This window comes from Marinobacter changyiensis (genome assembly GCF_009193265.1).
GTDB lineage: Bacteria > Pseudomonadota > Gammaproteobacteria > Pseudomonadales > Oleiphilaceae > Marinobacter > Marinobacter changyiensis.
On record NZ_VZZZ01000005.1, the window covers coordinates 113,186 to 134,599 of the forward strand.

General features: G+C 58.1%; 19 protein-coding genes, 1 tRNA gene and 1 pseudogene. 2 read left to right on the forward strand and 19 right to left on the reverse strand.

What is annotated here, in order from left to right; translation table 11 throughout:
* Positions 1–233 precede the first annotated feature (233 nt).
* Positions 234–1,373 (forward strand): choline metabolism transcriptional regulator GbdR, encoded by a 1,140-nt coding sequence (gene gbdR / locus F6Y09_RS13980; protein ID WP_152207556.1) that lies wholly within the window; start codon positions 234–236, stop codon positions 1,371–1,373.
* Here the strand turns inward: gbdR and F6Y09_RS13985 are convergent.
* The 5 genes from F6Y09_RS13985 to F6Y09_RS14005 all read right to left on the reverse strand — a co-directional run bounded on the left by F6Y09_RS13985 (position 1,365) and on the right by F6Y09_RS14005 (position 7,518).
* Positions 1,365–3,101 (reverse strand): formate--tetrahydrofolate ligase, encoded by a 1,737-nt coding sequence (locus tag F6Y09_RS13985; RefSeq protein ID WP_152207557.1) that lies wholly within the window; start codon positions 3,099–3,101, stop codon positions 1,365–1,367. The genes gbdR and F6Y09_RS13985 overlap by 9 nt on opposite strands.
* A 152-nt stretch (positions 3,102–3,253) precedes the next feature.
* The gene (locus tag F6Y09_RS20580; RefSeq protein WP_246180544.1) at positions 3,254–3,463 is read right to left on the reverse strand and encodes a hypothetical protein; all 210 of its coding nucleotides are present in this window, start codon (positions 3,461–3,463) and stop codon (positions 3,254–3,256) included.
* 16 nt (positions 3,464–3,479) lie between these two features.
* The gene (locus tag F6Y09_RS13995) at positions 3,480–4,841 is read right to left on the reverse strand and encodes a glycine cleavage T C-terminal barrel domain-containing protein (RefSeq protein WP_152207558.1); all 1,362 of its coding nucleotides are present in this window, start codon (positions 4,839–4,841) and stop codon (positions 3,480–3,482) included.
* A gap of 172 nt (positions 4,842–5,013) precedes the next feature.
* Positions 5,014–6,723: a SulP family inorganic anion transporter gene (locus F6Y09_RS14000; protein WP_152207559.1), complete on the reverse strand. Its 1,710-nt coding sequence runs from the start codon at positions 6,721–6,723 to the stop codon at positions 5,014–5,016.
* 96 nt (positions 6,724–6,819) lie between these two features.
* The gene (locus F6Y09_RS14005; protein ID WP_152207560.1) at positions 6,820–7,518 is read right to left on the reverse strand and encodes an MBL fold metallo-hydrolase; all 699 of its coding nucleotides are present in this window, start codon (positions 7,516–7,518) and stop codon (positions 6,820–6,822) included.
* Positions 7,519–7,615: 97 nt separating this feature from the next.
* Here F6Y09_RS14005 and F6Y09_RS14010 point away from each other — a divergent pair, with 97 nt between their 5' ends.
* Positions 7,616–8,848, forward strand: a complete 1,233-nt coding sequence (locus F6Y09_RS14010) for an NAD(P)/FAD-dependent oxidoreductase (RefSeq protein WP_152207561.1) — start codon at positions 7,616–7,618, stop codon at positions 8,846–8,848.
* 30 nt (positions 8,849–8,878) lie between these two features.
* Here F6Y09_RS14010 and F6Y09_RS20585 read toward each other — a convergent pair.
* From F6Y09_RS20585 to frr, 14 genes and pseudogenes are all read right to left on the reverse strand, one after another.
* A pseudogene (locus F6Y09_RS20585) lies at positions 8,879–8,962 on the reverse strand (TlpA disulfide reductase family protein); the annotation flags it as partial.
* Positions 8,963–9,310: 348 nt separating this feature from the next.
* A tRNA-Met gene (locus F6Y09_RS14020) sits at positions 9,311–9,387 on the reverse strand.
* An 81-nt stretch (positions 9,388–9,468) separates the two neighbouring features.
* On the reverse strand, positions 9,469–10,134 hold the full coding sequence (rnhB, locus tag F6Y09_RS14025) for a ribonuclease HII (protein WP_246180558.1): 666 nt from the start codon (positions 10,132–10,134) through the stop codon (positions 9,469–9,471).
* A 29-nt stretch (positions 10,135–10,163) separates the two neighbouring features.
* Positions 10,164–11,354: a lipid-A-disaccharide synthase gene (gene lpxB, locus F6Y09_RS14030; RefSeq protein WP_179959425.1), complete on the reverse strand. Its 1,191-nt coding sequence runs from the start codon at positions 11,352–11,354 to the stop codon at positions 10,164–10,166.
* The gene (gene lpxA, locus F6Y09_RS14035) at positions 11,354–12,145 is read right to left on the reverse strand and encodes an acyl-ACP--UDP-N-acetylglucosamine O-acyltransferase (RefSeq protein WP_152207562.1); all 792 of its coding nucleotides are present in this window, start codon (positions 12,143–12,145) and stop codon (positions 11,354–11,356) included. Before lpxA ends, lpxB begins: the two co-directional genes overlap by 1 nt.
* Positions 12,145–12,582: a 3-hydroxyacyl-ACP dehydratase FabZ gene (fabZ, locus tag F6Y09_RS14040; protein ID WP_152207563.1), complete on the reverse strand. Its 438-nt coding sequence runs from the start codon at positions 12,580–12,582 to the stop codon at positions 12,145–12,147. Before fabZ ends, lpxA begins: the two co-directional genes overlap by 1 nt.
* A gap of 11 nt (positions 12,583–12,593) precedes the next feature.
* Positions 12,594–13,619 (reverse strand): UDP-3-O-(3-hydroxymyristoyl)glucosamine N-acyltransferase, encoded by a 1,026-nt coding sequence (gene lpxD / locus F6Y09_RS14045; protein ID WP_152207564.1) that lies wholly within the window; start codon positions 13,617–13,619, stop codon positions 12,594–12,596.
* A 66-nt stretch (positions 13,620–13,685) separates the two neighbouring features.
* On the reverse strand, positions 13,686–14,183 hold the full coding sequence (locus tag F6Y09_RS14050; RefSeq protein ID WP_152207565.1) for an OmpH/Skp family outer membrane protein: 498 nt from the start codon (positions 14,181–14,183) through the stop codon (positions 13,686–13,688).
* A gap of 54 nt (positions 14,184–14,237) precedes the next feature.
* The gene (bamA, locus tag F6Y09_RS14055) at positions 14,238–16,556 is read right to left on the reverse strand and encodes an outer membrane protein assembly factor BamA (protein ID WP_152207566.1); all 2,319 of its coding nucleotides are present in this window, start codon (positions 16,554–16,556) and stop codon (positions 14,238–14,240) included.
* 43 nt (positions 16,557–16,599) lie between these two features.
* Positions 16,600–17,949, reverse strand: a complete 1,350-nt coding sequence (rseP, locus tag F6Y09_RS14060) for an RIP metalloprotease RseP (protein ID WP_152207567.1) — start codon at positions 17,947–17,949, stop codon at positions 16,600–16,602.
* A gap of 12 nt (positions 17,950–17,961) precedes the next feature.
* On the reverse strand, positions 17,962–19,140 hold the full coding sequence (gene ispC / locus F6Y09_RS14065) for a 1-deoxy-D-xylulose-5-phosphate reductoisomerase (protein WP_152207568.1): 1,179 nt from the start codon (positions 19,138–19,140) through the stop codon (positions 17,962–17,964).
* Entirely contained in the window at positions 19,140–19,979 is an 840-nt protein-coding gene (locus F6Y09_RS14070; protein ID WP_152207569.1) for a phosphatidate cytidylyltransferase, read from the reverse strand. The genes ispC and F6Y09_RS14070 overlap by 1 nt, the downstream gene beginning before the upstream one ends.
* Positions 19,980–20,002: 23 nt before the next feature.
* On the reverse strand, positions 20,003–20,773 hold the full coding sequence (uppS, locus tag F6Y09_RS14075) for a polyprenyl diphosphate synthase (protein ID WP_152207570.1): 771 nt from the start codon (positions 20,771–20,773) through the stop codon (positions 20,003–20,005).
* Positions 20,774–20,841: 68 nt separating this feature from the next.
* Positions 20,842–21,399, reverse strand: coding sequence for a ribosome recycling factor (frr, locus tag F6Y09_RS14080; protein ID WP_152207571.1), 558 nt, complete (start codon positions 21,397–21,399; stop codon positions 20,842–20,844).
* Positions 21,400–21,414: the final 15 nt, after the last annotated feature.

A 21,414-nucleotide genomic window follows, 5' to 3' on the forward strand; every position in this document is an offset into this window, starting at 1 on the left:
GAAAAGATGATTTGCGACAGGTTTCAAAGTCGCGTGGAGGCCATCCTGGAACCCACAATGTCGCATATGGACCATTGGCGTCCTGACCACCACCTTAGAATGAAGCCACACTGTAACTGATCACTTATTGCACTATTGAGGTGCAACAGCTAGTGTTGAGGTTGTGGTGGTCGACACGGACATTCCGGGTACCGGCAGCCACAACAGGCCCAGGCGGGGCAAGGGGGTTGCACATGACCGCTGATACAGGCTCGCTCGCAAACAGGCCCACTCAAGTGCCCTACCGGGTAGGCTTTCTGCTGATCGATAATTTCACCCTGATCGCGTTGGCGACAGCCGTTGAGCCGCTGCGGATGGCCAATCAGTTGGCGGGCTCCGAACTTTACTCCTGGAAGTTGCTTACCGCTGAGGGCGAACCCGCCCGGGCCAGTGATGGCATTACCATGCTGCCGGACGCTTCCCTCCGGGAAGCTCACATTTTCGATCTGGTGATTGTCGTCGCCGGCGTGGATGTCGTTCACAGCTTCTCCCGTAAGGAGATCAACTGGCTGAAACAGATGGGGCGCAGGCGGGTGTTGCTGGGGGCCGTCTGCACCGGACCCTATGTCCTGGCCAGTGCGGGGCTGCTGGATGGCCACTCCTGCAGCGCCCACTGGGAATGTCTCGAAGCGATGCAAGAAGGTTTCCCCCGGGTCCAGACCAATAATCGGCTGTTTACGGTTGAACGGGAACGGATGACCTGCACCGGCGGCACCGTGCCCATGCACATGATGCTCAGCTTTCTCGCCCGCCGACATGGTCAGGAGCTCGCCAACGGGATTTCCCACATGTTTGTCTGTGACCGGGTGAGAGAAGAGCGCGAACAACAGCCCATGCCCATGCGCCCACAGTTGGTATGCGCCCAACCCAAGCTGGCCGAGGCGGCCCAGTTGATGGAAGCCAATATTGAGGAACCCATTGAGCTGCAGGAGCTGGCAACGCTGACACGCATTTCTCGCCGGCAGCTTGAACGTTTGTTCCTGAAACATCTGGGCTGCACGCCCTCCCGATATTACCTCTGGGTGCGTCTGAACCGCGCCCGCCGTCTGCTGAAACAAACCTCTTGCTCGATTGTGGAAATTGCCTCCATGTGCGGGTTTGTCTCGGCGACTCATTTCAGCCGCTGCTACCGCAAAACCATGGGGCAGGCACCCAAATATGAACGCATGACAGCCTGTGCAGCGGAAACTCCGGGTGACGCTCCTGAGGACATCCTGCAGAGCCTGCATTCCTCATCGCTGCAGGCGCTCAGACGCGCCCGCAGCGAACCGACCTACGGTACTTTCAAATCCTTCAAACATACCGGCGTAGGCGAAGAAACCACCTCAGGTTAATCCCACCACCAGGCCATTTTCATCCAGCGCAATATCCAGCGCAGCAGGACGCCGCGGTAGGCCCGGCATGGTCATGATGTCACCGCACACCGCCACCACGAACCCGGCACCGGCTGCCAGTCTCACTTCCCTTACCGGTAGCATATGACCGGAAGGGGCGCCCCGAAGCGACGGATCCGCAGAGAAACTGTACTGGGTCTTGGCGATACAGACCGGTAGATGACCGAAGCCCAGGCTCTCGTACTCCTGGATCTGTCGTTTGGCCAATGGCGTGAACTCCACGCTCCCGGCATGGTATATCCGGGTGGCGATCGTCTGGATCTTGTCGGCCAACGGCAGACTGTCCTCATACAGCAATTTTATCTCCGGCTTGCCCTTTCCGATCTGGTCGAGCACCGCCTGGGCCAGCTCGGTGGCGCCCTCGCCCCCACTTGCCCAGTGGTCTGCCGGTATCGCCCTGACACCCAGCCCCTCACTGATGGACTGCACGAGCGCGAGTTCCTCTTCGGTATCGTCCGGGAACCGGTTGATGCAAACCACCGGGGTCAGGCCGAACTGCTGCAGGTTGCGGACATGCCGCTCCAGATTGGCGGCGCCCTCACGCAGCGCCGCCAGGTCAGGCACTGCAAGCTGGCTGCGGGGTACGCCGCCCTGCATCTTGAGCGCGCGGACGGTACAGACAACCACCGCCGCGTCAGGTCTCAAGCCGGTGTGACGGCACTTGATGTCAATGAACTTTTCCGCCCCCAGATCGGCACCGAACCCGGCTTCAGTGACCACAACATCGTTCAGGGCCAGGGCGGCACGGGTAGCCGCCACGGAATTGCAGCCATGGGCAATATTGGCAAAGGGCCCCCCGTGGATAAAGACCGGATTGTGTTCAAGGCTCTGCACCAGGTTCGGCTGCAGCGCCTCTTTCAGCAACACCGTCAGCGAGCCTTCCATGCCAAGGTCACGGACGGTGACCGGCGTCATATCAGTGCGTCTCCCGACGATGATGTTACCCAGCCGTTGTTTCAGGTCCGAGCGCCCGTCCGCCAGGCACAGAATTGCCATGATCTCGGAGGATACGGTAATGTCGAAACCTGTTTCCCGGGGCACGCCATGGGCAGCGCCGCCCAGGCCACACACCATGTTGCGCAGGGATCGGTCGGTCAAATCCATGACCCGTCGCCAACTTATATAGCGCGGGTCGAGGCCGGTTTCATTGCCCCAATGAATATGATTGTCAATCAGGGACGCCAGCAGATTGTGGGCCGTGGTAATGGCGTGGAAGTCCCCATTAAAATGCAGGTTGATGTCTTCCATCGGAATCACCTGGGCCCGACCACCGCCGGCGGCACCGCCCTTCATTCCGAAACAGGGTCCCAGGGACGGTTCCCGCAAACACACCGACGAGCGCACACCGAGACGGTTCAGGCCATCGTTAAGCCCGACGCTGGTGGTTGTCTTACCCTCGCCTGCCGGGGTCGGGGTGATGGCGGTGACCAGTACCAGCTTGCCGCAAGGTGCAGTGTCGGAGGTGTCCACATACGCCATATCCAGCTTGGCCTTGTAATGACCAAAGGGTACCAGACTCTCGGCCGGCAAGCCGAATCGCTGCTGGGCGAGCAGCAGGATGGACAGGGGCTTAATCGATCGGGCAATCTCGATGTCTGGCGATCCTGGCGGCAGCAACTTGGCCGGAACCTGCGTTGCGTATTTTAGCTCACTGTACCGAAGACTCATGGAACCGCCCCCTCTGATCCTCCAGGGATCCGCTGTGCTGCTGAAGCCATTGCGCCGACTGGCGCAGGCCGCCAAATGGAAACAGGTGGATACCCCTGATCAAGGTATCCGGATTGTCCAGACAATACTGCACGAGCGCCCGGACCAGGTCGTCAAGGGTCCAGGGTCTGGCAGAACTGCCCTTTCGGCAGAAACGGCACATACACACAGGTACCCATCGGCAACAGATCCGGCAGGTGGCCCGCTGTTCGTATCTGCCGGGGTGTCGCTTCCACAGAAGCTGCACGCACCAACGCCTGCAGGCGGGCCTCCGTTTCGTCGTCCCGTGGACTGAACACTTTTGTTTCGCTCAACAGATTCATAACCCGTGGCCCGTCGCTAGTCGGCGAAATCGATACCTTTTGCCCGCGCCCGCTCACGGGCATTAGGATTCACCGACGGCCGGAAGGGCACGTCTACCACCTCAGCGTCCACCTCCGTTGCGCCGTCGGCAGCGGCATACTCCGCTGGCAGGTGCACGGTAAGACGGGTGCCAGGACTGCGCAGGTCAAAAGGCACAAACGCGAGCGCAATGTTGGTTTCCAGCTCCGGAGAGTACCAGGGCGAGGTGACATAACCCTTGGGATCACCGCCCTCGGGTGCGCTGATCAGCCAGAAATCGTTGGCGTAATCGGTCACTTTGCCCCCGCCGAAACGGATGCCCACCATGATGTGACTGAAGGGTGGACGACCTGCATCAAGCTGCTCACGCACTTTCTCCAGGGTCTGCTTACCGATGTAATCGGCCTCTTTATTGCGCGGTACCTGATAGGCCAGGTTGCACTGGAACGGCAGCGTTTCCTGATCCATGTCCTGACCCCAGGAGAGAATGCCCGCGGCGATCCGGCGATGATGGGCCGGGGCGATTACCCGCAGGTTATGGCGCTCGCCCGCCGCAAGCACCGCGTACCAGAGATCCTCGGCGTACCGGGTCGCATCCTTCAGGTAAATTTCATAGCCTTTTTCACCGGTAAAACCGGTCTGGGAAACGATGACATCGTGCCCGGCAACCTGACCGGTCATCAGGCCATAGAAGGGGATTTCCTTCACTTGCTCGCCGAACAGGTCGACCATCAGGGCTTCGGACTTGGGCCCCTGAATCTGTACCGGGGCCACGTCGATCTCTGCAATACTGACATTGAAGCCCATACCGATATTCACACCCCGCAGCCAGAATTCCAGATCACTGTCGGAGAGTGAGAACCAGAACTCGTCCTCAGCAATCCGCAACAGCACCGGATCGTTGAGAATGCCGCCATCCTCGTTACACAGGATCACGTACTTGCCACGCATGGGTTTTATCTTGGTGGCATCCCGGGTGATCACGTAGTTCACGAAGCGTTCGGCATCCGGACCCTTGACCTGAATCTGGCGCTCAACCGCCACGTTCCACATGGTGACGTCGTTGATCAGGGACTCATACTCCACCATGGCGCCGCCGTCCTCCGGACGGACATAACCTCTGGGGTGATACATACGGTTGTAAACCGTGGCCCGCCAGCAGCCAGCTTCATAAGCCAGGTGCCAGTAAGGCGACTTGCGAACCCGGGTGGAAATCAACATCTCCACCGGTGTCGGGCCGGACTGACGCAGGTTGATGGGCACGCGGCGATCAGACTGGTCGACGCTGTCGGGTTGCCGGGCGGCACTCGCCCGTTGTTGCAGATAATTCGGAAATTCCTGTTCGAATTTAACGGCCATTGCTATCTCCCCCTACCGGGTTGTCGATAGCATTAATGTGACCGTGTTTGCGATGGTCGGGTTGAACCATTACGACACCGAGACGACCAAAAACGCCACGGCCGCCTATTATTGCCGCTCCCGGTGCAGATAAAGGTGCTGGCTGTTTATACAGTGTTGTGAGGCGGGCAGATCAGTTGGTCAAGGTATCCCAGGCACTTTTTGCAGACAGATGGATTCGGTCAGCGGCCAGTTCCTGGCCAAAGCTGGTACGCCGCAGGCGATCCATCACCGGGCCTTTCACCTCGGCCAGATGCATCGTAATGCCCGAGGCACGAAGATCCTGTTCCAGATGTTCCAGCATTTCCAGGGCGCTGGCATCGATGTAGCTCACCGCCGACATCAGTAATACGACGGCGTTGATCTCCGGCCTCGCGTTGATATGCCGCATCAAATAGTCTTCAACGGCACCCGCGTTGGCGAAATAGAGGTTTTCGTCCACCCGGACAATCAATGCCCTGGGCAGCGTATCCACAATATGCCGGTTAACATTGCGAAAGTGCCCGGTGCCCGGGACTTGACCGAGCACCGCCATGTGAGGTTGGCTGGTGCGCCAGAGGTACAACGCCAGCGATAGCACGATACCAATGACCAGGCCGGACTCAATGCCCAGAATCAGAACGGCCATGGCTGTGGTAATCAATGCAGCACCGTCGGCACGGTCATAACGCCAGATAGCTCGCGCACCGGCAATATCGATCAACTGGGTGACCGCAACGACAATTATTCCCGCCAGGATCGCGTCGGGTAGAAAATAGAACCAACCGGTGAAAAAAAGCGCCACGATGGCAACCAGAAAAGCGGTGACAATGGCAGCGAGCTGGGTTCTGGCACCGGCTTCAAAGTTGACGACAGACCGGGAAAAGCCACCCGCCACCGGCATCGCGCCGGCAATCGCCGCCGCGATATTGCTGAAGCCCAGTGCCGTGAGTTCCTGATTGGCATTAATCTTCTGACGGCGCCTCGCGGCCAGAACCTTCGCCACCGAGACACTCTCGACGTAGCCCACCAGCGCGATCAGGACAGCCGACGGCAATAAGGCAGCCCAGCCTTCGGCGTTGAAAAAGCCCAGACTCGGAACCGGCAGGCCCGCCGGGATGTCTCCTACCACGGATAACCCGTAGCTATCCGCTTTGGTTAACGCAGCGATGACGGTTGCGCCGATCACAATGACCAGTGGCACCGTGCGCCCGGTGATGGTTGCCACCCGCTGCGACAGCCCCGCAGAGGTAAGCAGAGTTGTCAGAGGTTTGCGTGCAAGCATCAGCAATACAATCGCGCCGATACCAAACAACAGGGTCGGCGTGTGACTCTCATCCAGGCGCTGCAGGAAAGCAGCCACTGTCGTCAGCGCATCGCCTCGCTCAAGTCCAATCCCGCTCAGATGCTTCAGCTGACTGGTGATAATCAGAATCGCGGCGCCCGTGGTAAAGCCCGACAGCACCGGATGACTGATAAAGCTGACCAGCGCCCCGAGCCTGAGCACTCCCAACAACACCAGGATCAAGCCGGTCTCGGCTGCCAGGATCATCGCGCCGGCAAATACTGCACTCTGGTCTTCACCGCTGTAGTGCTGTGTCAATGCGTTAGCGACCATCAGTGCCGCGACCGCGACCGGTCCGACCGCGAGTGCCCGGCTGCTGCCAAACAGGGCATAAACAGCCGGTGGAACAATCGAAGCATACAGCCCCATCTCTGGCGGCAAACCTGCCAGCATCGCGTAAGCCATGCCTTGGGGAACCAGAAGAATGGCCGTGATGATGCCCGCAAGCAGATCCTCCGACCGGCTGGCTGACCCTTCTGCCCGCAATTGTTTTAACAGCGCAAAGTCAAACGCGGCCATTAGCGAACCATGGTAACGATGACCGGTGACGCAAAGGTGCTACGTCAAGGCCGGACTGCCGCTGTCCGACCTTGAGGTACAATCGCCCGTACACCTTCAATTTGCCTGGCCACACGCAAGGTTAGCGGGAACCGCCACATCCATCATCTTCGGGTCCGGCAGGTTGAGGTTGTTCATGATCTCGGCGTACTCGGCCTCGGATTTTCCCGCCAGCCGTGGATTGAAGTACTTCTCCTCGAAAATCGACGAGCACATCATACCTTTATAGTCATGTGCCGGATAAACCAGGGTGTCCTCGTCTAACTGGAACAGTTTGTTGACGATGGAGTCGTAGCTTTTACGGGGGTCCCCACCCTGGAAATCCGTCCGGCCGCTCCCCCGGATCAACAGCACATCGCCGGTAAACACAGCCTGCTGATGGCTCTGTCGCCACAGAAAGCTGAAGGATTCATCGGTATGCCCCGGCGTATAAATAGCCTCTAACTGGATGCCATCCAGCTCGATTTTATCGCCCTCCGATACATGCTCTGACACACAGTCTGCTTTGGTGAATTCGCCCATTACCGTAATGCAGCTGGTTTGATTTCGCAGGTCGCCAAGGGCCGTTACGTGGTCAGCATGGGTGTGCGTGTCGATAGCCCGAACCAACTTGAGATCCAACTGCTCTATCAGTCCGAGGTAAGCTGACAACTGCTCTTTGACAGGGTCAATAATGACGGCCTCCCGACCGCGACCGGACGCGATCAGGTAGGTGTAGGTACTGGAGGTTTTATCGAAGAGTTGGCGAAAGAGCATAAAATTATTCCTTGCACTGAATTTTTAATGATCTAAGCTTAGATCGTTATGTGATATAGGATTCGCCCATGTCTGTCAAGCCCAGGAGAGGTCAACCATGTCCAGTCAAACAAGCCCCGGTCACCATGTTGTTGTTATTGTTGGTGGAGGTGCAGCGGGGCTGTCAGTAGCCGCAGGACTGCTCAGGGCGCACGCGGATCTGGATGTGGCGGTCATTGAGCCCAGTGATGACCATTACTATCAACCCGGTTGGACACTGGTCGGCGGTGGCGCAATGTCAGCCGAGCAAACCCGTCACCCGGAGCAAGACCATATGCCGGAGAAGGCCACCTGGATCAAAGACGCGGTAACGTCGTTTGAGCCCGCCCATAATCAGGTCACACTCGGCTCCGGAAAAGCGGTTGAATACAAATATCTGGTTGTCGCTGCAGGCCTGCAGCTGGACTGGGATTCCATTGCGGGGTTGTCCGACACGTTGGGGGCTAACGGCGTAACCTCGAACTATCGGTTTGATCTGGCGCCATACACCTGGCAGCTGACCCAGGCATTCTCCGGTGGTAACGCTCTGTTTACCCAACCCCCGATGCCGATAAAATGCGCCGGTGCACCGCAAAAAGCGATGTACCTCAGTGCCGATCACTGGCGCCGAAAAGGCATCTCGGCGAACGTTCATTTTTACAATCAGGGTGCCGCGATGTTTGGTGTACCGGCCTACGCCAAAGCGTTGGACAAGGTCGTTGCCGATTACGGCATTAACACTCATTTTGGCCACAACCTGGTGGCGGTGGACGGGCCTGCCAAAACCGCTATCTTTGAAACCGCAGACGGTAAAACCGAACGCTCATTCGACATGTTACACGTCGTACCCGGGCAATCCGCGCCCGATTTCATCAAACGTAGTCCCTTGTCCGGCGATGCTGGCTGGGTCACCGTGGACAAGCACAGCCTGCGGCATACCGATTACCCCAACATTTATGGCCTGGGTGACTGCACCAACACACCGAATGCCAAAACAGCGGCCGCGGTGCGCAGACAGTTTCCCGTGGTTGTCAGTGCGCTGTTGCACGACTTGGGGCATGGCGGTGACGGAGAGCTATACGATGGCTATGGCGCGTGCCCGTTAACCACAGAGAACGGCAAAGTCATGCTTGCCGAGTTCCGGTACGACGGGGAAATCGTGCCGTCGTTTCCTCTGGACCCCCGGGTACCCCGCGCCGTGTACTGGCACATGAAACGCAGCTTGTTTCCATGGCTGTACTGGAACGTCATACTGAACGGCAAAGATTGGAAAAAACCGACCTACAAGCCTCGCCCGGATCTTCTGAGTTGACTTCAGGGCTGGCCGCTGCCCATCCTGGCAGGCGTTGGACAACTCGCCCATATGGACGTCGACCTGACGGCCTTCCGCGTCGTAAAACAGGGTCGTGGTTAAGGCGTGGCTGCCCGGCAAGCATCGCCATAGGCGAGGCCCTTATGGATATGCGGGGGGAGAACGAGTAAAACAGATGGTAGAAGAAGAGGAGGACGTTCTCGTCAGTGCGCCATATCCTATGGTGGTTATCGCGGTCATGGCAACCGGTGGCCACAAAACAGCCGATCGCCTGAACAGGGGCTCGGACTTACGATTGTGGAATTTATTGCAGAGCAGTTCAGTGGACGTCTTCGCGCAGAGGAAGATGCCATCGGTGGCATCGATTGGGAATTGGTATTACCAAGAGTTTTCTGACCCGGCGGGGCGCTGCTGAAAAAACAAAAAAGGCAGACCAGTAAACTGATCTGCCTTTCTTAAATATGGTAGCGGGGGCAGGATTCGAACCTACGACCTTCGGGTTATGAGCCCGACGAGCTACCAGACTGCTCCACCCCGCAACAAACTGTTTGTCTACCAAGGCCTCTTTCGAAACGCCCTTGATCAACGTGCGCGTATACTAAGGATTCGCCTCGCCCTTGTCAATCACTATCCGCAAACAGATCGGTCGAATAGGTCAGTTCTTCAGCTACGGGTGCGGCCCTCATTCCCATGCGATCAATCACCTCCTGCACCGGCCGGAAGGATTTTCGGTGGTGGGGGGTGGCACCCAGTTCATTGAGCGCCACCAAGTGAACCGGAGTCGGATAACCCTTGTGTTGCGCAAAGCCGTAGCCGGGATATTCCGCCTCGAGTCTCTGCATCTCCCGGTCCCGGGTGACTTTAGCGATGATGGAAGCGGCGCTGATGGCCGCAACCCGGCTGTCACCCTTGACCACCGCTTCGGATGCCCAGGCCCAGCGCGGGCAGTGGTTGCCGTCCACCAACACATGTTCAGGGGCAATTGCCAGGCCTGAAACCGCGCGTTCCATGGCCACCATGGTGGCCTGGAAAATGTTCAACCGGTCGATTTCGTCTGCTTCACAGCGGCCAAGGCTCCAGGCCGCAGCGCGTTCGATAATCTGATCAAACAGCGCTTCGCGGCGTTTCTCACTGAGTTTCTTGGAATCTGCCAGCCCCGGGATCGGGCGCTCGGGGTCCAGAATGACAGCCGCCGTCACCACAGCGCCCACCAGAGGGCCACGACCGACCTCATCCACGCCGGCGACTTTCCAGCCCTGGTAGCGGCTGACGAAAGGTGGCAGCACTTTTTTGCTGGTGTTCTTCACGATCCCGGTCACTGCGCTGATCTCCGCTCGACCAGCTCGCTGATGGCAGTGGCAGCCCGCTCGTCAGCATTCTGCCGTAGCTGGAGGTGTAAGTCGGTAAAGGCCACTTTGAGTCGCATGCGCTCAACCTCGTTTTCAAGCCGCTCGAGTACCGCAGCACCCAATGTTTCCGGGCTTGCGTCAGCCTGCAGCAGCTCCGGCACCAGGGCTTCCCGGGCCAGCAGATTCGGCAACGCCACATGGGGAATCCTGACCATTCTGGAAAGTATGGCGTGGCTGACTGCTGACAGTCGGTAGCCCACCACCATCGGCTTTTTAAGCAGCATGGCCTCAAGGGTTGCGGTGCCGGAAGCCAGCAATACTACATCGGCCGCACCCATGACTTCTCGCGAGCGGCCCAGTACAACCGTCACCGGCAACTCGACGGCAAGCGCCTCGACCAGTTCCCTGATCTGCTTCTGGCGTTCACGGTTCACACAGGGAATCACCAGCTGAAGGTCTGGCCGGCGGGTCTGGATCCAGCGGGCAGCTTCAAGAAACAAGGTGCCCAAGCGCTCGATTTCACCCTGTCGGCTGCCGGGCAAGATCGCCAGCACCGGCGCATCACTGTTGAGCTCGAGCGCGCGACGTGCGGCCTCGGTATCGGGTTCAAGGGGGATACGATCCGCCAGCGGATGCCCGACAAAGGCTACCGGCACGTTGTGCTCTTCGTAGAAGCGGGCTTCGAAGGGAAACAGGGTAAGCATCAGGTCAACGGATTTGGCAATCTTGAAAATACGCTTCTGGCGCCATGCCCAGACCGACGGGCTGACGTAATGGGCAGTCGCAATGCCGGCATCACGGCAGCGGCGTTCCAGCCCGAGAGTGAAGTCCGGGGAATCGATACCGATCACAACAGTTGGCGGAGTGGTCAGGAAGTAATCCAGCAAGCGATGGCGGATATCAAACAGTTCACGAATGCGGCCCAGCACCTCCACCAGACCCATAACCGAAAGACGCTCCATCGGCACCAGCGAATGGAAACCCTCGGCCTGCATTTCTTCCCCGCCGATGCCCGCAAAATGGGCATTGGGGTACCGCAGCTTCAGCGAGCGGATCAGACCGGCGCCCAGTATGTCACCGGATGCTTCACCGGCAACAATACCGAAGGTTATCTTCCGGCGACTGACAACTTCGGGGCTGGGCTCTGACTCTGACACTACCTGACAATGCCCCGATCCGCTCTGCGTAGGGAATCGATCAGCGGCTTGATATCAGCAACGTCGCCGTAGGCTTTTTCAAGCTCTTCCATGGCTTGCTCGGTCGTCAGGCCCTGACGGTAGATGACCTTATAGGCCCGACGCAGCGTCAGCAGAAATTCTTTGCCAAAGCCCCGGCGCTTGAGCCCTTCAACATTGATCCCGTGGGGAGATGCGGACTGGCCACTGGCCATAACGTAGGCGGGAATGTCTTTCAGTACGATGCTGCCGCCGGCGCTCATGCTGTGGGTTCCGATATGGCAGAACTGATGGACCATGGTGCCACCGCCCAGAATTGCCCAGTCCCCCACGACAACGTGGCCGGCCAACGTCGCGCAATTGGCGAGGATGGTGTTGTCCCCGATCACGCAGTCGTGGGCCACGTGCACATAGGCCATAAACAGATTGCCCGTGCCAATGCGGGTTTCACCACGATCCTGGGTGGTGCCACGATGAATGGTGCAGCTTTCCCGGATGATGTTGTTGTCCCCGATCACCAGTCGAGTCGGTTCGCCAGCGTATTTTTTATCCTGGCATTCCTCACCGACACTTGAAAACTGGAATATGCGATTGTTCCGACCGATCACCGTCGGGCCCTTGATGACAACGTGGGACATGATTTCCGTACCCTCGCCGATCTCCACATCCGCACCGATATAGCTCCAGGGGCCTACGGTTACGTTGTCTGCCAACTTCGCAGACGGTTCAACAATCGCCTGAGGATGAACTCCCGACCAATGTTGTGGCGACATCAAACGCCCCTCTCAGCGGTCATCACTTCTGCCACACACGCCACCTTGTCACCAATCAGGGCACGGCAGTCAAATTTCCAGATACCGTGCCTGCGGGAGAGAAATGTCGACTCGAGGATCAACTGGTCTCCGGGCACGACCGGGCGCTTGAACCGCACCTTATTGGTCCCGGCGAGCAAGTGTATCGCGCCATCCGAAGCTTTCTTGTCAACCATCAAAAACCCGAGAATTCCCGATATCTGGGCCATGGCCTCCACAATCAGGACGCCTGGCATGATGGGCTTGCCCGGGAAATGACCGTCAAAAAATGGCTCATTAATTGACACGTTTTTGTAGCCGACGATCGACTTCCCTTCCTCCACTTCCAGCACACGATCTACCAACAGAAACGGGTAGCGGTGTGGCAGATATTCCTTAATTTCTTCAATATGCATCATCAGGTTTGGCCTCAGCCCTCTATTTTCTTTTCCAGTTCTCTCAGCCTGCGTGCCATGGCATCGAGCTGACGGAAACGAACTGCATTTTTTCGCCATTGCCGGTTGGTATCAGCACTGGTGCCAGAAGAGTAAACGCCCGGTTCGGGAATATGCCCGGTTACCAGCGTCATTCCTGTTAACTGTACCTGGTCACCAATGACCAGATGTCCGGCTACGCCGGAGGCACCGCCAAAAACGCAATGCCGGCCTATTTTGGTACTGCCCGCAATACCGACAAAGGCGGCCATTGCGGAATGATCACCAATGCTGACGTTGTGGGCGATCTGAATCAGATTGTCCAGCTTGACGCCGTTGCCGATCACGGTGTCATCCAGGGCGCCCCGATCGATGGTGGTATTGGCGCCGACTTCTACGTCATCACCGAGGACCACCCGACCAATCTGGGCGATCCGGTGCCAGACGCCTTTGTCATTGGCAAACCCAAAACCGTCCGAACCGATCACGGCTCCGCTCAGGATATGGCAGCGGGCCCCCATCACGATATCGTGGGCAAGGGTAACCCGCGCCCGCAGATGGCAATCGTCGCCGAGACGGCAGCGAGCGCCGATGACTGACCCCGGGCCAATCACCACCCGCTCACCAACCACCACGTCCTGCTCGATAATCACCAGCGGGCCAATCGAAGCAGATTCCGGTATCGACACCGATGGATCAACAATCGCACTCGGATGGATACCCGGCTCATTGACCGGCGATGAATCAAACCAATGACTTATGTGAGCATAGCCGAGATACGGGTTCGCCAGTAACAGGACATTGGTCGGACAATGCTCCGCCATGGCCGGTGAGAGGATGACAGCCGACGCTTTGGTCCCGGAAAGGAAATGGGCATAGGACGGATTGGAGAGAAACGACAGCTGCCCCGGCTGCGCTGCCTGAAGGGTCGCCAGGCCGGTGATCTCGGTAGACGCATCACCCTGCAGTTCAGCGCCGAGCGCTTCGGCGATGGCCCCCAGCGGGTAGGAACTCGGTTTCATTGAATGCTCCCATTCATACTGGCTAACCGGGCATCAAACAAAGCGTCCGGACACCGGACAACGCAATTATTGATTCAGTTTTTCAAGCAACGCAGAGGTCAGATCCATATCCGGTTTGGCATACACCACCGCCTCGCTTGGCAGGATAAGGTCCAGATCGTTCTCATCGAGCAGTTCCTTCACGGCCGCGTCCACTTCCGGTCGGGCTTTCTCCAGGAAACTCTGTTTCCTGCCCGCTACCGTCGCGTCAAGGCGCTGTTTGAGAAAGTTGAATTCTTTCACTTTCTCCTGAAATTGCGAACCCAATTTTGTGCGCTCGGATTCGTTCATCATGGCACCGTCTTTCTCGAGCCGCTCCTTGAGCTTGCGAGCTTCATCCTGGGCAGCGCGAACCGTTGCCTCGTCGTCAGCAAAGTCCTTCTGTAGCTGATCACTGAAGACTTGTGCATCGGTGGAAGAAAATAGCGCCTGACGAAGGTCTACAACGCCAATACGCGTTTCAGCAAAAGCCGGTACCGCGCACAACACAGCCATTATGGCGGCCACTGTTCTCGGTTTGTTCATCGCTCCGATCTCCTTGTTATTGGGTTATTGGCTAATCACCACGTCTGTCAGCGATCAGAAACTCTGGCCCAGCGAGAACTGGAATATCTGGGTGTCATCGCCACTCTTATCGTTCAACGGCTGCGCCAGACTGAACGCCAGCGGGCCGACCGCAGTGATCCACTGGAAGCCGATACCGACCGAGAACCGGACTTCACCCACATCCGGATCAAAACCCCTGTCCGAGTCAAAAACCTGCCCACCATCCAGGAAGAACGCTGTCCGCATGGACCGGGTGTCGCCGGCAAAGGGGGTCGGGAAAATCAGCTCCAGACTGCCCTCAGTAAGGATACTACCCCCGAACGGGTCCGGGTCGGAAAAATCATTCGGGCTATTGGTCGCAAGCGGGCCGAGGGAATTGGCCCGGAACCCCCGAACAGACCCATAACCGCCCGCAAAGAAGTGTTCATAGAACGGCATCACATCGCGACCACTGTAGCCACCACCAAAGCCGAGATCACCGCGGGCCCGGAGGACCCAGGTCTGGTTGTCATTCAGCGGCTGATAAATTTCCGCCCGATGATTGAGCTTGTAGTAGGTCAGGTCACTGCCCGGTACGGCGACATCCGCTGAAAGGCTCAGACTGTAGCCATCGCTTGGCAACACGCCCCGGTTCAGGGTACTGCGACGCCAGGAACCGGTCAGGAAGTAATTGTTGAAGCTGTCGCCCTCATTCTCGATAAAATCAAGTATTTCCAGCGAGGTAAAGCTGCCAGCCTTGATCTTGGAGAGGGTGTATCCGACACCGAAGTTCAGTCGGGTGATGTTATCGATGGGGTAACCAAAGGTCAGACGGCCGCCATACTCATCCAGCAGGAAGGAGGAAATATCCTGCTCTTCAAAGTCGGTTTCCCGGGCAAACAGACTGAAACCGCGGCTAACACCATCAACCGTGTAATAAGGGTTGGTGTAAGAAAAGTTGGCGCTCTTGATGGAATCACTGAAGTTGGCCCCGATGGATACCCGCTTGCCGCTGCCAAAGAAGTTGTTCTCGGAAATATTGGCCCCGAGAATCACACCGGATACCTGGGAGAAGCCGACCGATGCCGACAGGCTTCCCGTGGGCTGCTCAACCACCGAGTAGTTCACGTCAACCATATCGTCGGTGCCTGGCACGGGAACGGTCTGGACGTCCACGGTCTGGAAATAGCCGAGTCGCTCGAGGCGGGTCTTGGAAAACTCGATTCGATCGGTAGAGGCGACACCCCCTTCCATCTGGGTCATTTCCTGACGCAACACCTCATCCCGGGTCGAGACATTGCCCTCGAAATTGATGCGGCGCACATAGGCGCGCTTGCCGGGCTCAATAAAAAAGGTAATCGAGGCGGTGTTGTTGGGACCGGTTTCCGGCACTGCGTTCACGTTGGCGAAGGTGTAGCCCTCCGTACCAAGACGACGGGATAAGAGCTCGGAGGTATTGGTGACCTGCCCGCGCGAGAAAATATCGCCTTCTTCAATCTTGATCAGCTTCCGGAATTCTTCTTCCTCGATGATCAGCTCGCCCCGCAGGTTGACTTCGGAAACCGTATACTGCGGCCCTTCGTTGACAGCCAGCGCGATGAATACCTTGCGCTTGTCCGGAGAGATAGAGACCTGACTGGATTCGACGCTGAAATCAAGGTACCCGCGGTCGAGATAAAAAGAGCGCAAGGTTTCAAGGTCACCGCTCAGGCGCTCTCGGGCATACTTGTCGGAATTGGTCAGGGAAGCCCAGAGGCCACTGGTCTGAAGCTCAAACAGGTCCAGCAACTGCTCGTCACTGAAATCGTCATTGCCAATGATATTAATGTGCTCGATGGCGGCGACATCGCCTTCGTTGATATCAAGCCGGACGGCGACCCGGTTCCTCGGCAGATCTTCCGCGGTTGCCTTGACACGGGCGTTGTAGCGGCCCTGCCCTACGTAGGAGCGCAGTATCTCAAGCTCGAGGCGCTCCAGGGTGGCACGGCGAAAGACCTGCCCTTCCTGCAGGCCGGCGCTGTTAAGCGCATCGGTCAGCATATCGGTGTCAATGGCTTTGTTGCCTTCGATTTCGATGGAACTGATGGCGGGACGCTCCCGGACATTCAGTATCAGCACGCCATCATCCCGGCTGGCTTCAACGTCGGTGAACAGGCCGGTACGGAAAAGGGTGCGGATGGCTTCGGCGAGTTCCAACTCATCAAGCGACTCACCAATATCAACCGGAAAAGCCGAAAATACGCTGCCCGCAGAAACCCGTTGCAGACCTTCTACTTCAATATCGGTAACCACAAACTCATCGGCGTGGGCCGGCTGGATAATCGAAACCGTTGCCAGCACACCAAACACCATGCCTATCAGAGAACGTCTCATTCAGTTAATTCGCCTGTAAACGCGCGTAGGAAGGTGGCAATTCTCACAACCGCATCAGGTCGTTGTAAAGAGCAAACACCATTAAAGTGAGAATCAGAGCCATGCCAATCCGCAAACCAAAGGCCTGAGCCTGCTCTGAGAGCGGCTTACGGCGGATAGCTTCGATTGTGTAATAAACAATATGACCACCATCAAGAACCGGTATCGGCAGCAGGTTGAGCACGCCAAGGCTCACACTCAGGTAAGCAAGGAAGCGGACAAAGTCTTCAAAACCGGAACTGACACTGGCCTCCGCCACCCGGGCAATGGTGATCGGGCCACTCAGATTCGTCGGTGACAACAGGCCTGTGATCATCTTGTGGATCGCGACAAAGGTCAGGCGGGTGTCGGCCCAGGTTTCCGAGACGGCATTGGGGATCGCTGCCAGCGGACCGAAGCTGATATCGCGCAGCATGTCATCGGGCCAGCCGACCTGACTGACACCGGCGCCCACAAAACCGGAAGGTTCGCCGTCTTCACCTTCCCGTACAGCGGGCGTCACCGGCACGGATATGACGTTGTCCTGACGGGAGATCGTCAGCGTCAGGGTTTGCTCCGGAGCACCCTGAATGTATTCCACCAGTTCAAACCAGTCCGCAACGGGGTCGCCATTGACCGCCGTCACGTGATCGCCTGCCTGCAAACCCGCCGCTTCGGCCCGGCCACCACTGACAATCTCACCCAGTACCGCGGGTACGGCCGGCCGCCAGGGCTCAAGGCCGAAGAGTGCAACCGGATTGGGATTGTCATCACTCAGGCGCCAGCCGCCGAGGTTACCGGTCAGGGCTCGCCGGGATCCGTCTTCGCCCACACTGAAAGCGACTTCGCCGTGTTCACCGGCCCGCTCCAGCAGGCGCATGTTGATTTCACGCCAGGAATTGACTTCGTGACCGTCGATGGCATAGATCTCCATACCCTCTGACAGGCCCATCTGCCCGGCGATGGAGTCCTGGCTGACCTCTCCGACCACCGGCGCGAGGGTGGTAAAACCGACCACGCCGAGCAACCAATAGGCAAAGATGGCAAAAATAAAATTCGCCGCCGGTCCGGCAGCAGCAATGGCGATCCGACGGCTCGGCGGCTTCGACGTGAAGGCTTCGTGGCGCTGGTCTTCCGGCACCGGGCCTTCCCGCTCGTCGAGCATTTTAACGTAGCCGCCCAGCGGAATAGCGGCCACGGCAAATTCGGTACCCTTGCTGTCATACCAGGAAAACAGCGGCTTGCCGAAGCCGACGGAAAAGCGCAGCACTTTCACGCCACAGCGCCGGGCGACCCAGAAGTGGCCGAACTCGTGGATGGTGACCAGTATGCCAAGGGTCACTATCAGGGCAAGAATCGTTTGTATCAGTTGCATAGTGCTCTCATGTCAGCCAACGCCCTGCTCAATCTGTTCGAGGGCGATAAGTCGGGCCTGCCGGTCTTTGGCAAAAATGGTGTCGAAATCATCCGCTGGCACCACAGCAACGGCAGCCAGAGTTCTCTCTATGATAAGGGCGATATCTGCAAAACACAGGTTACCGGCAAGAAAGGCTGCAACGGCCTCTTCATTGGCCGCATTGAGCACCGCCGGTGCCGTGCCGCCTGCCTCAAACGCTTCGGCGGCCAGCCTCAGACAGGGAAAGCGGGCGAGATCCGGCCGCTCAAAATGAAACTTGCCAAGGGCGAACAAATCCAGCGGGGCGACGCCTGCCTCGATTCGCTCTGGCCAGGCCAGGCCATTGGCGATGGGCGTCCGCATGTCCGGGCTGCCAAGCTGGGCCAGCACTGAGCCATCAAGGTACTCTACCATGGAATGAATGATGCTCTCGGGGTGCACGTGCACCTCTATTGCCGATGGCCGGGTGTTGAACAGCCAGCACGCCTCGATCATCTCAAGGCCTTTGTTCATCAGAGTGGCCGAGTCCACCGATATTTTCTGACCCATCGACCAGTTGGGATGAGCGCAAGCCTCCCGGGGCGAAACATGGCGCATGGCTTCAGCACTGTGCGTGCGGAACGGGCCACCGGAGGCCGTCAGCAGTATACGGCGCACCCCGGATGCGCGGACATCGCGGGCAGTCGCAGGCGGCAGACATTGAAATATCGCATTATGCTCGCTGTCTATGGGCAGCAACTCGGCGCCGGACTCGATCACCGCATCCATGAAGAGCTGACCGGACATAACCAGGGCTTCTTTATTGGCAAGCAGCACCCGTTTGCCCGCTCTGACCGCCGCCAACGTCGGGAGCAACCCGGCCGCACCCACAATGGCAGCCATGACGGTATCGGCAGCAGCCACCTCGGCCACCTCACAAAGAGCGTCCTTGCCGCCACGAACCTCAATACCGGGCTCCGAGGACAGCGCCTGTTCCAGCTGGCCCGCCGCCTTCTCATCTGCCATCACAGCGACCCGGGGCCGGAACTCCAGGCACAGTTTAGTCATCTCCGCGACGCTGGCGTTGGCCGTCAGGGCATAAATCGCAAACCGGTCCGGATGACGCCGCACCACGTCCAGGGTATTGAGACCTATGGAGCCAGTCGCCCCGAGAAGGGTCAGGTGGCGCATCACAGTTCGCCTGCCGCCAGCCAACCCAGTTGAGTGACCAGCAATGCGAACACGGGAATGGCCGCGGTGAGGCTGTCTATGCGGTCCATGATGCCACCGTGGCCGGGCAGCAGCTGGCTGCTGTCCTTGATGCCCCGAAAACGCTTCATCATGCTTTCCAGCAGGTCACCCAACACCGACACCGCCCCGGTTATCAGGCTCGCCACCAACAACAATACGGTGTTCTGCATCGTCGCTCCGGCTAACTGGCTTACGATCACCGCCAATGCTGCCACTGCCACCAGGCCGCCCCATACGCCTGCCCAGGATTTGCCGGGGCTGACATGAGGGGCCAGTTTGGCCTTGCCGAAAGCTCGACCGGCGAAATAAGCTCCGATATCGGCCACCCAGACCACACAGAAGACATACAGTATCATCAGGTGATTATTAGACACCTCCCCAAACAGGAACGGCCCGGTCCGCATGTGGTTAAGCCCCACCCAGGCCGGCACCAGCACCAGCAAGCCCATCAGTGCCCGCAGCGGAACCGCTTGCCACAGTTCGGTGTTACGGGGGTAACGGGAAACCAGCCAGAAACAGGCCAGCCACCACACCAACGCCAGCCACAACACAGGGAGCGCCTGGGTCTGAATCAGGGCATAGAGCACCAGAGCAACGAACACCCCGTAGGCCACCCGGGCAACCTGATGGGTGAGCCCGGCCATGTTGGCCCACTCCCAGGCACCGATGGCAACCGCGACACCGGTGAACACAGCAAACCCGAGGGGCGGCAGGAAGAAAATCCCTCCTATCGCGATCGGGGCAAGAATCAAAGCGGTAATGATGCGGATTCTGAGCACAGGCGTTTCGCTCTTTCTTGTCGTTATTGTTGGGCGCGTCGGCTCTGGATCTGATCGTCGGTCTGACCAAATCGTCGCTGTCGACCGGCATAAGCCCGCAATGCCTCAAGCATTTGCGGTTCGCGGAAATCCGGCCAGTAAATGTCGGAAAAATACAGCTCGGTATACGCCAGATGCCATAACATGAAATTGCTGACGCGCTGCTCACCGGCCGTTCGGATCATCAGGTCCGGCATCGGGAGGTCACTGATCGAGAGATGGGCCTGCAAGGTTGCGTCGGTAATATCCGACGGCGTCAGCACGCCCGCCTGAACCTTGGCCGCAACCTGGCGTGTCGCCTGGGTAATGTCCCATTGACCACCGTAGTTGGCCGCAATAACCAGCGTCATAAGCGTGTTGTGGCGGGTCAGTTCTTCGGCCTGTGCCATGCGGTCCTGCAGGGTGGGGCTGAACGCCGAGCGGTCGCCAATGATTCGCAGCCGGATGTTGTTCCGGTGGAGTTTCTTGACCTCGCGTTCCAGGGCGAACATAAACAACCGCATCAAGGCGGATACTTCTTCTTTCGGGCGGCGCCAGTTTTCACTGGAAAATGCGAACAGTGTCAGCACCTCGACACCCTCGCGGGCACAGGTCTCCACCACCGCCCGCACCGAATTAACACCCGCCTTGTGACCGGCAACACCTGCCAAACGGCGGGCCTTGGCCCAACGGTTATTGCCATCCATGATAATCGCTACGTGCCTGGGCCGGTTATCTGCGCTAACCGGCACCTCGGCGGATACACTTTCCGTCATGCCATCCCCTGATCAGCCTGTACACTTGCAACCACCGGCTGATGTATAAACGAAAGCAACCTGAGAGGTTATACCTCCATCAGGTCCTCTTCTTTGGCTTTGAGCATTTTGTCGATTTCGGCAATGTAGCGATCCGTCAGTTTCTGGATATCGCTCTCTGCGCTGCGCTCGTCGTCTTCAGTGATCTCTTTCTCTTTCAGCAGATCTTTAACGTCACTGTTGGCGTCACGACGGGCATTGCGTACGCTGACCTTGCCATGTTCGGCATCAGCGCGCGCCTGTTTGACCATGTCTTTACGGGTTTCTTCCGTCAGCATGGGCATCGAAATACGAATAATGTCGCCGTTGTTGGAGGGGTTCAGACCCAGGTCGGACGCCATGATGGCTTTTTCAATAGCCGGCATCAGATTCCGCTCCCAGGCGGACACGGCCAGAGTGCGGTTATCTTCAACATTCACACTGGCAACCTGCTTGAGCGGCGTATCCTGGCCGTAATAATTGACCATAACGCTGTCAAGAATGGACGGATGCGCCCGACCGGTGCGGATTTTGTTGAAAGCCGAGGCCAGGGCTTCCAGGCTTTTCTTCATTTTCTTTTCGGTGTCTGCCTTGATGTCGTCAATCACTTCAATATCCTCGAT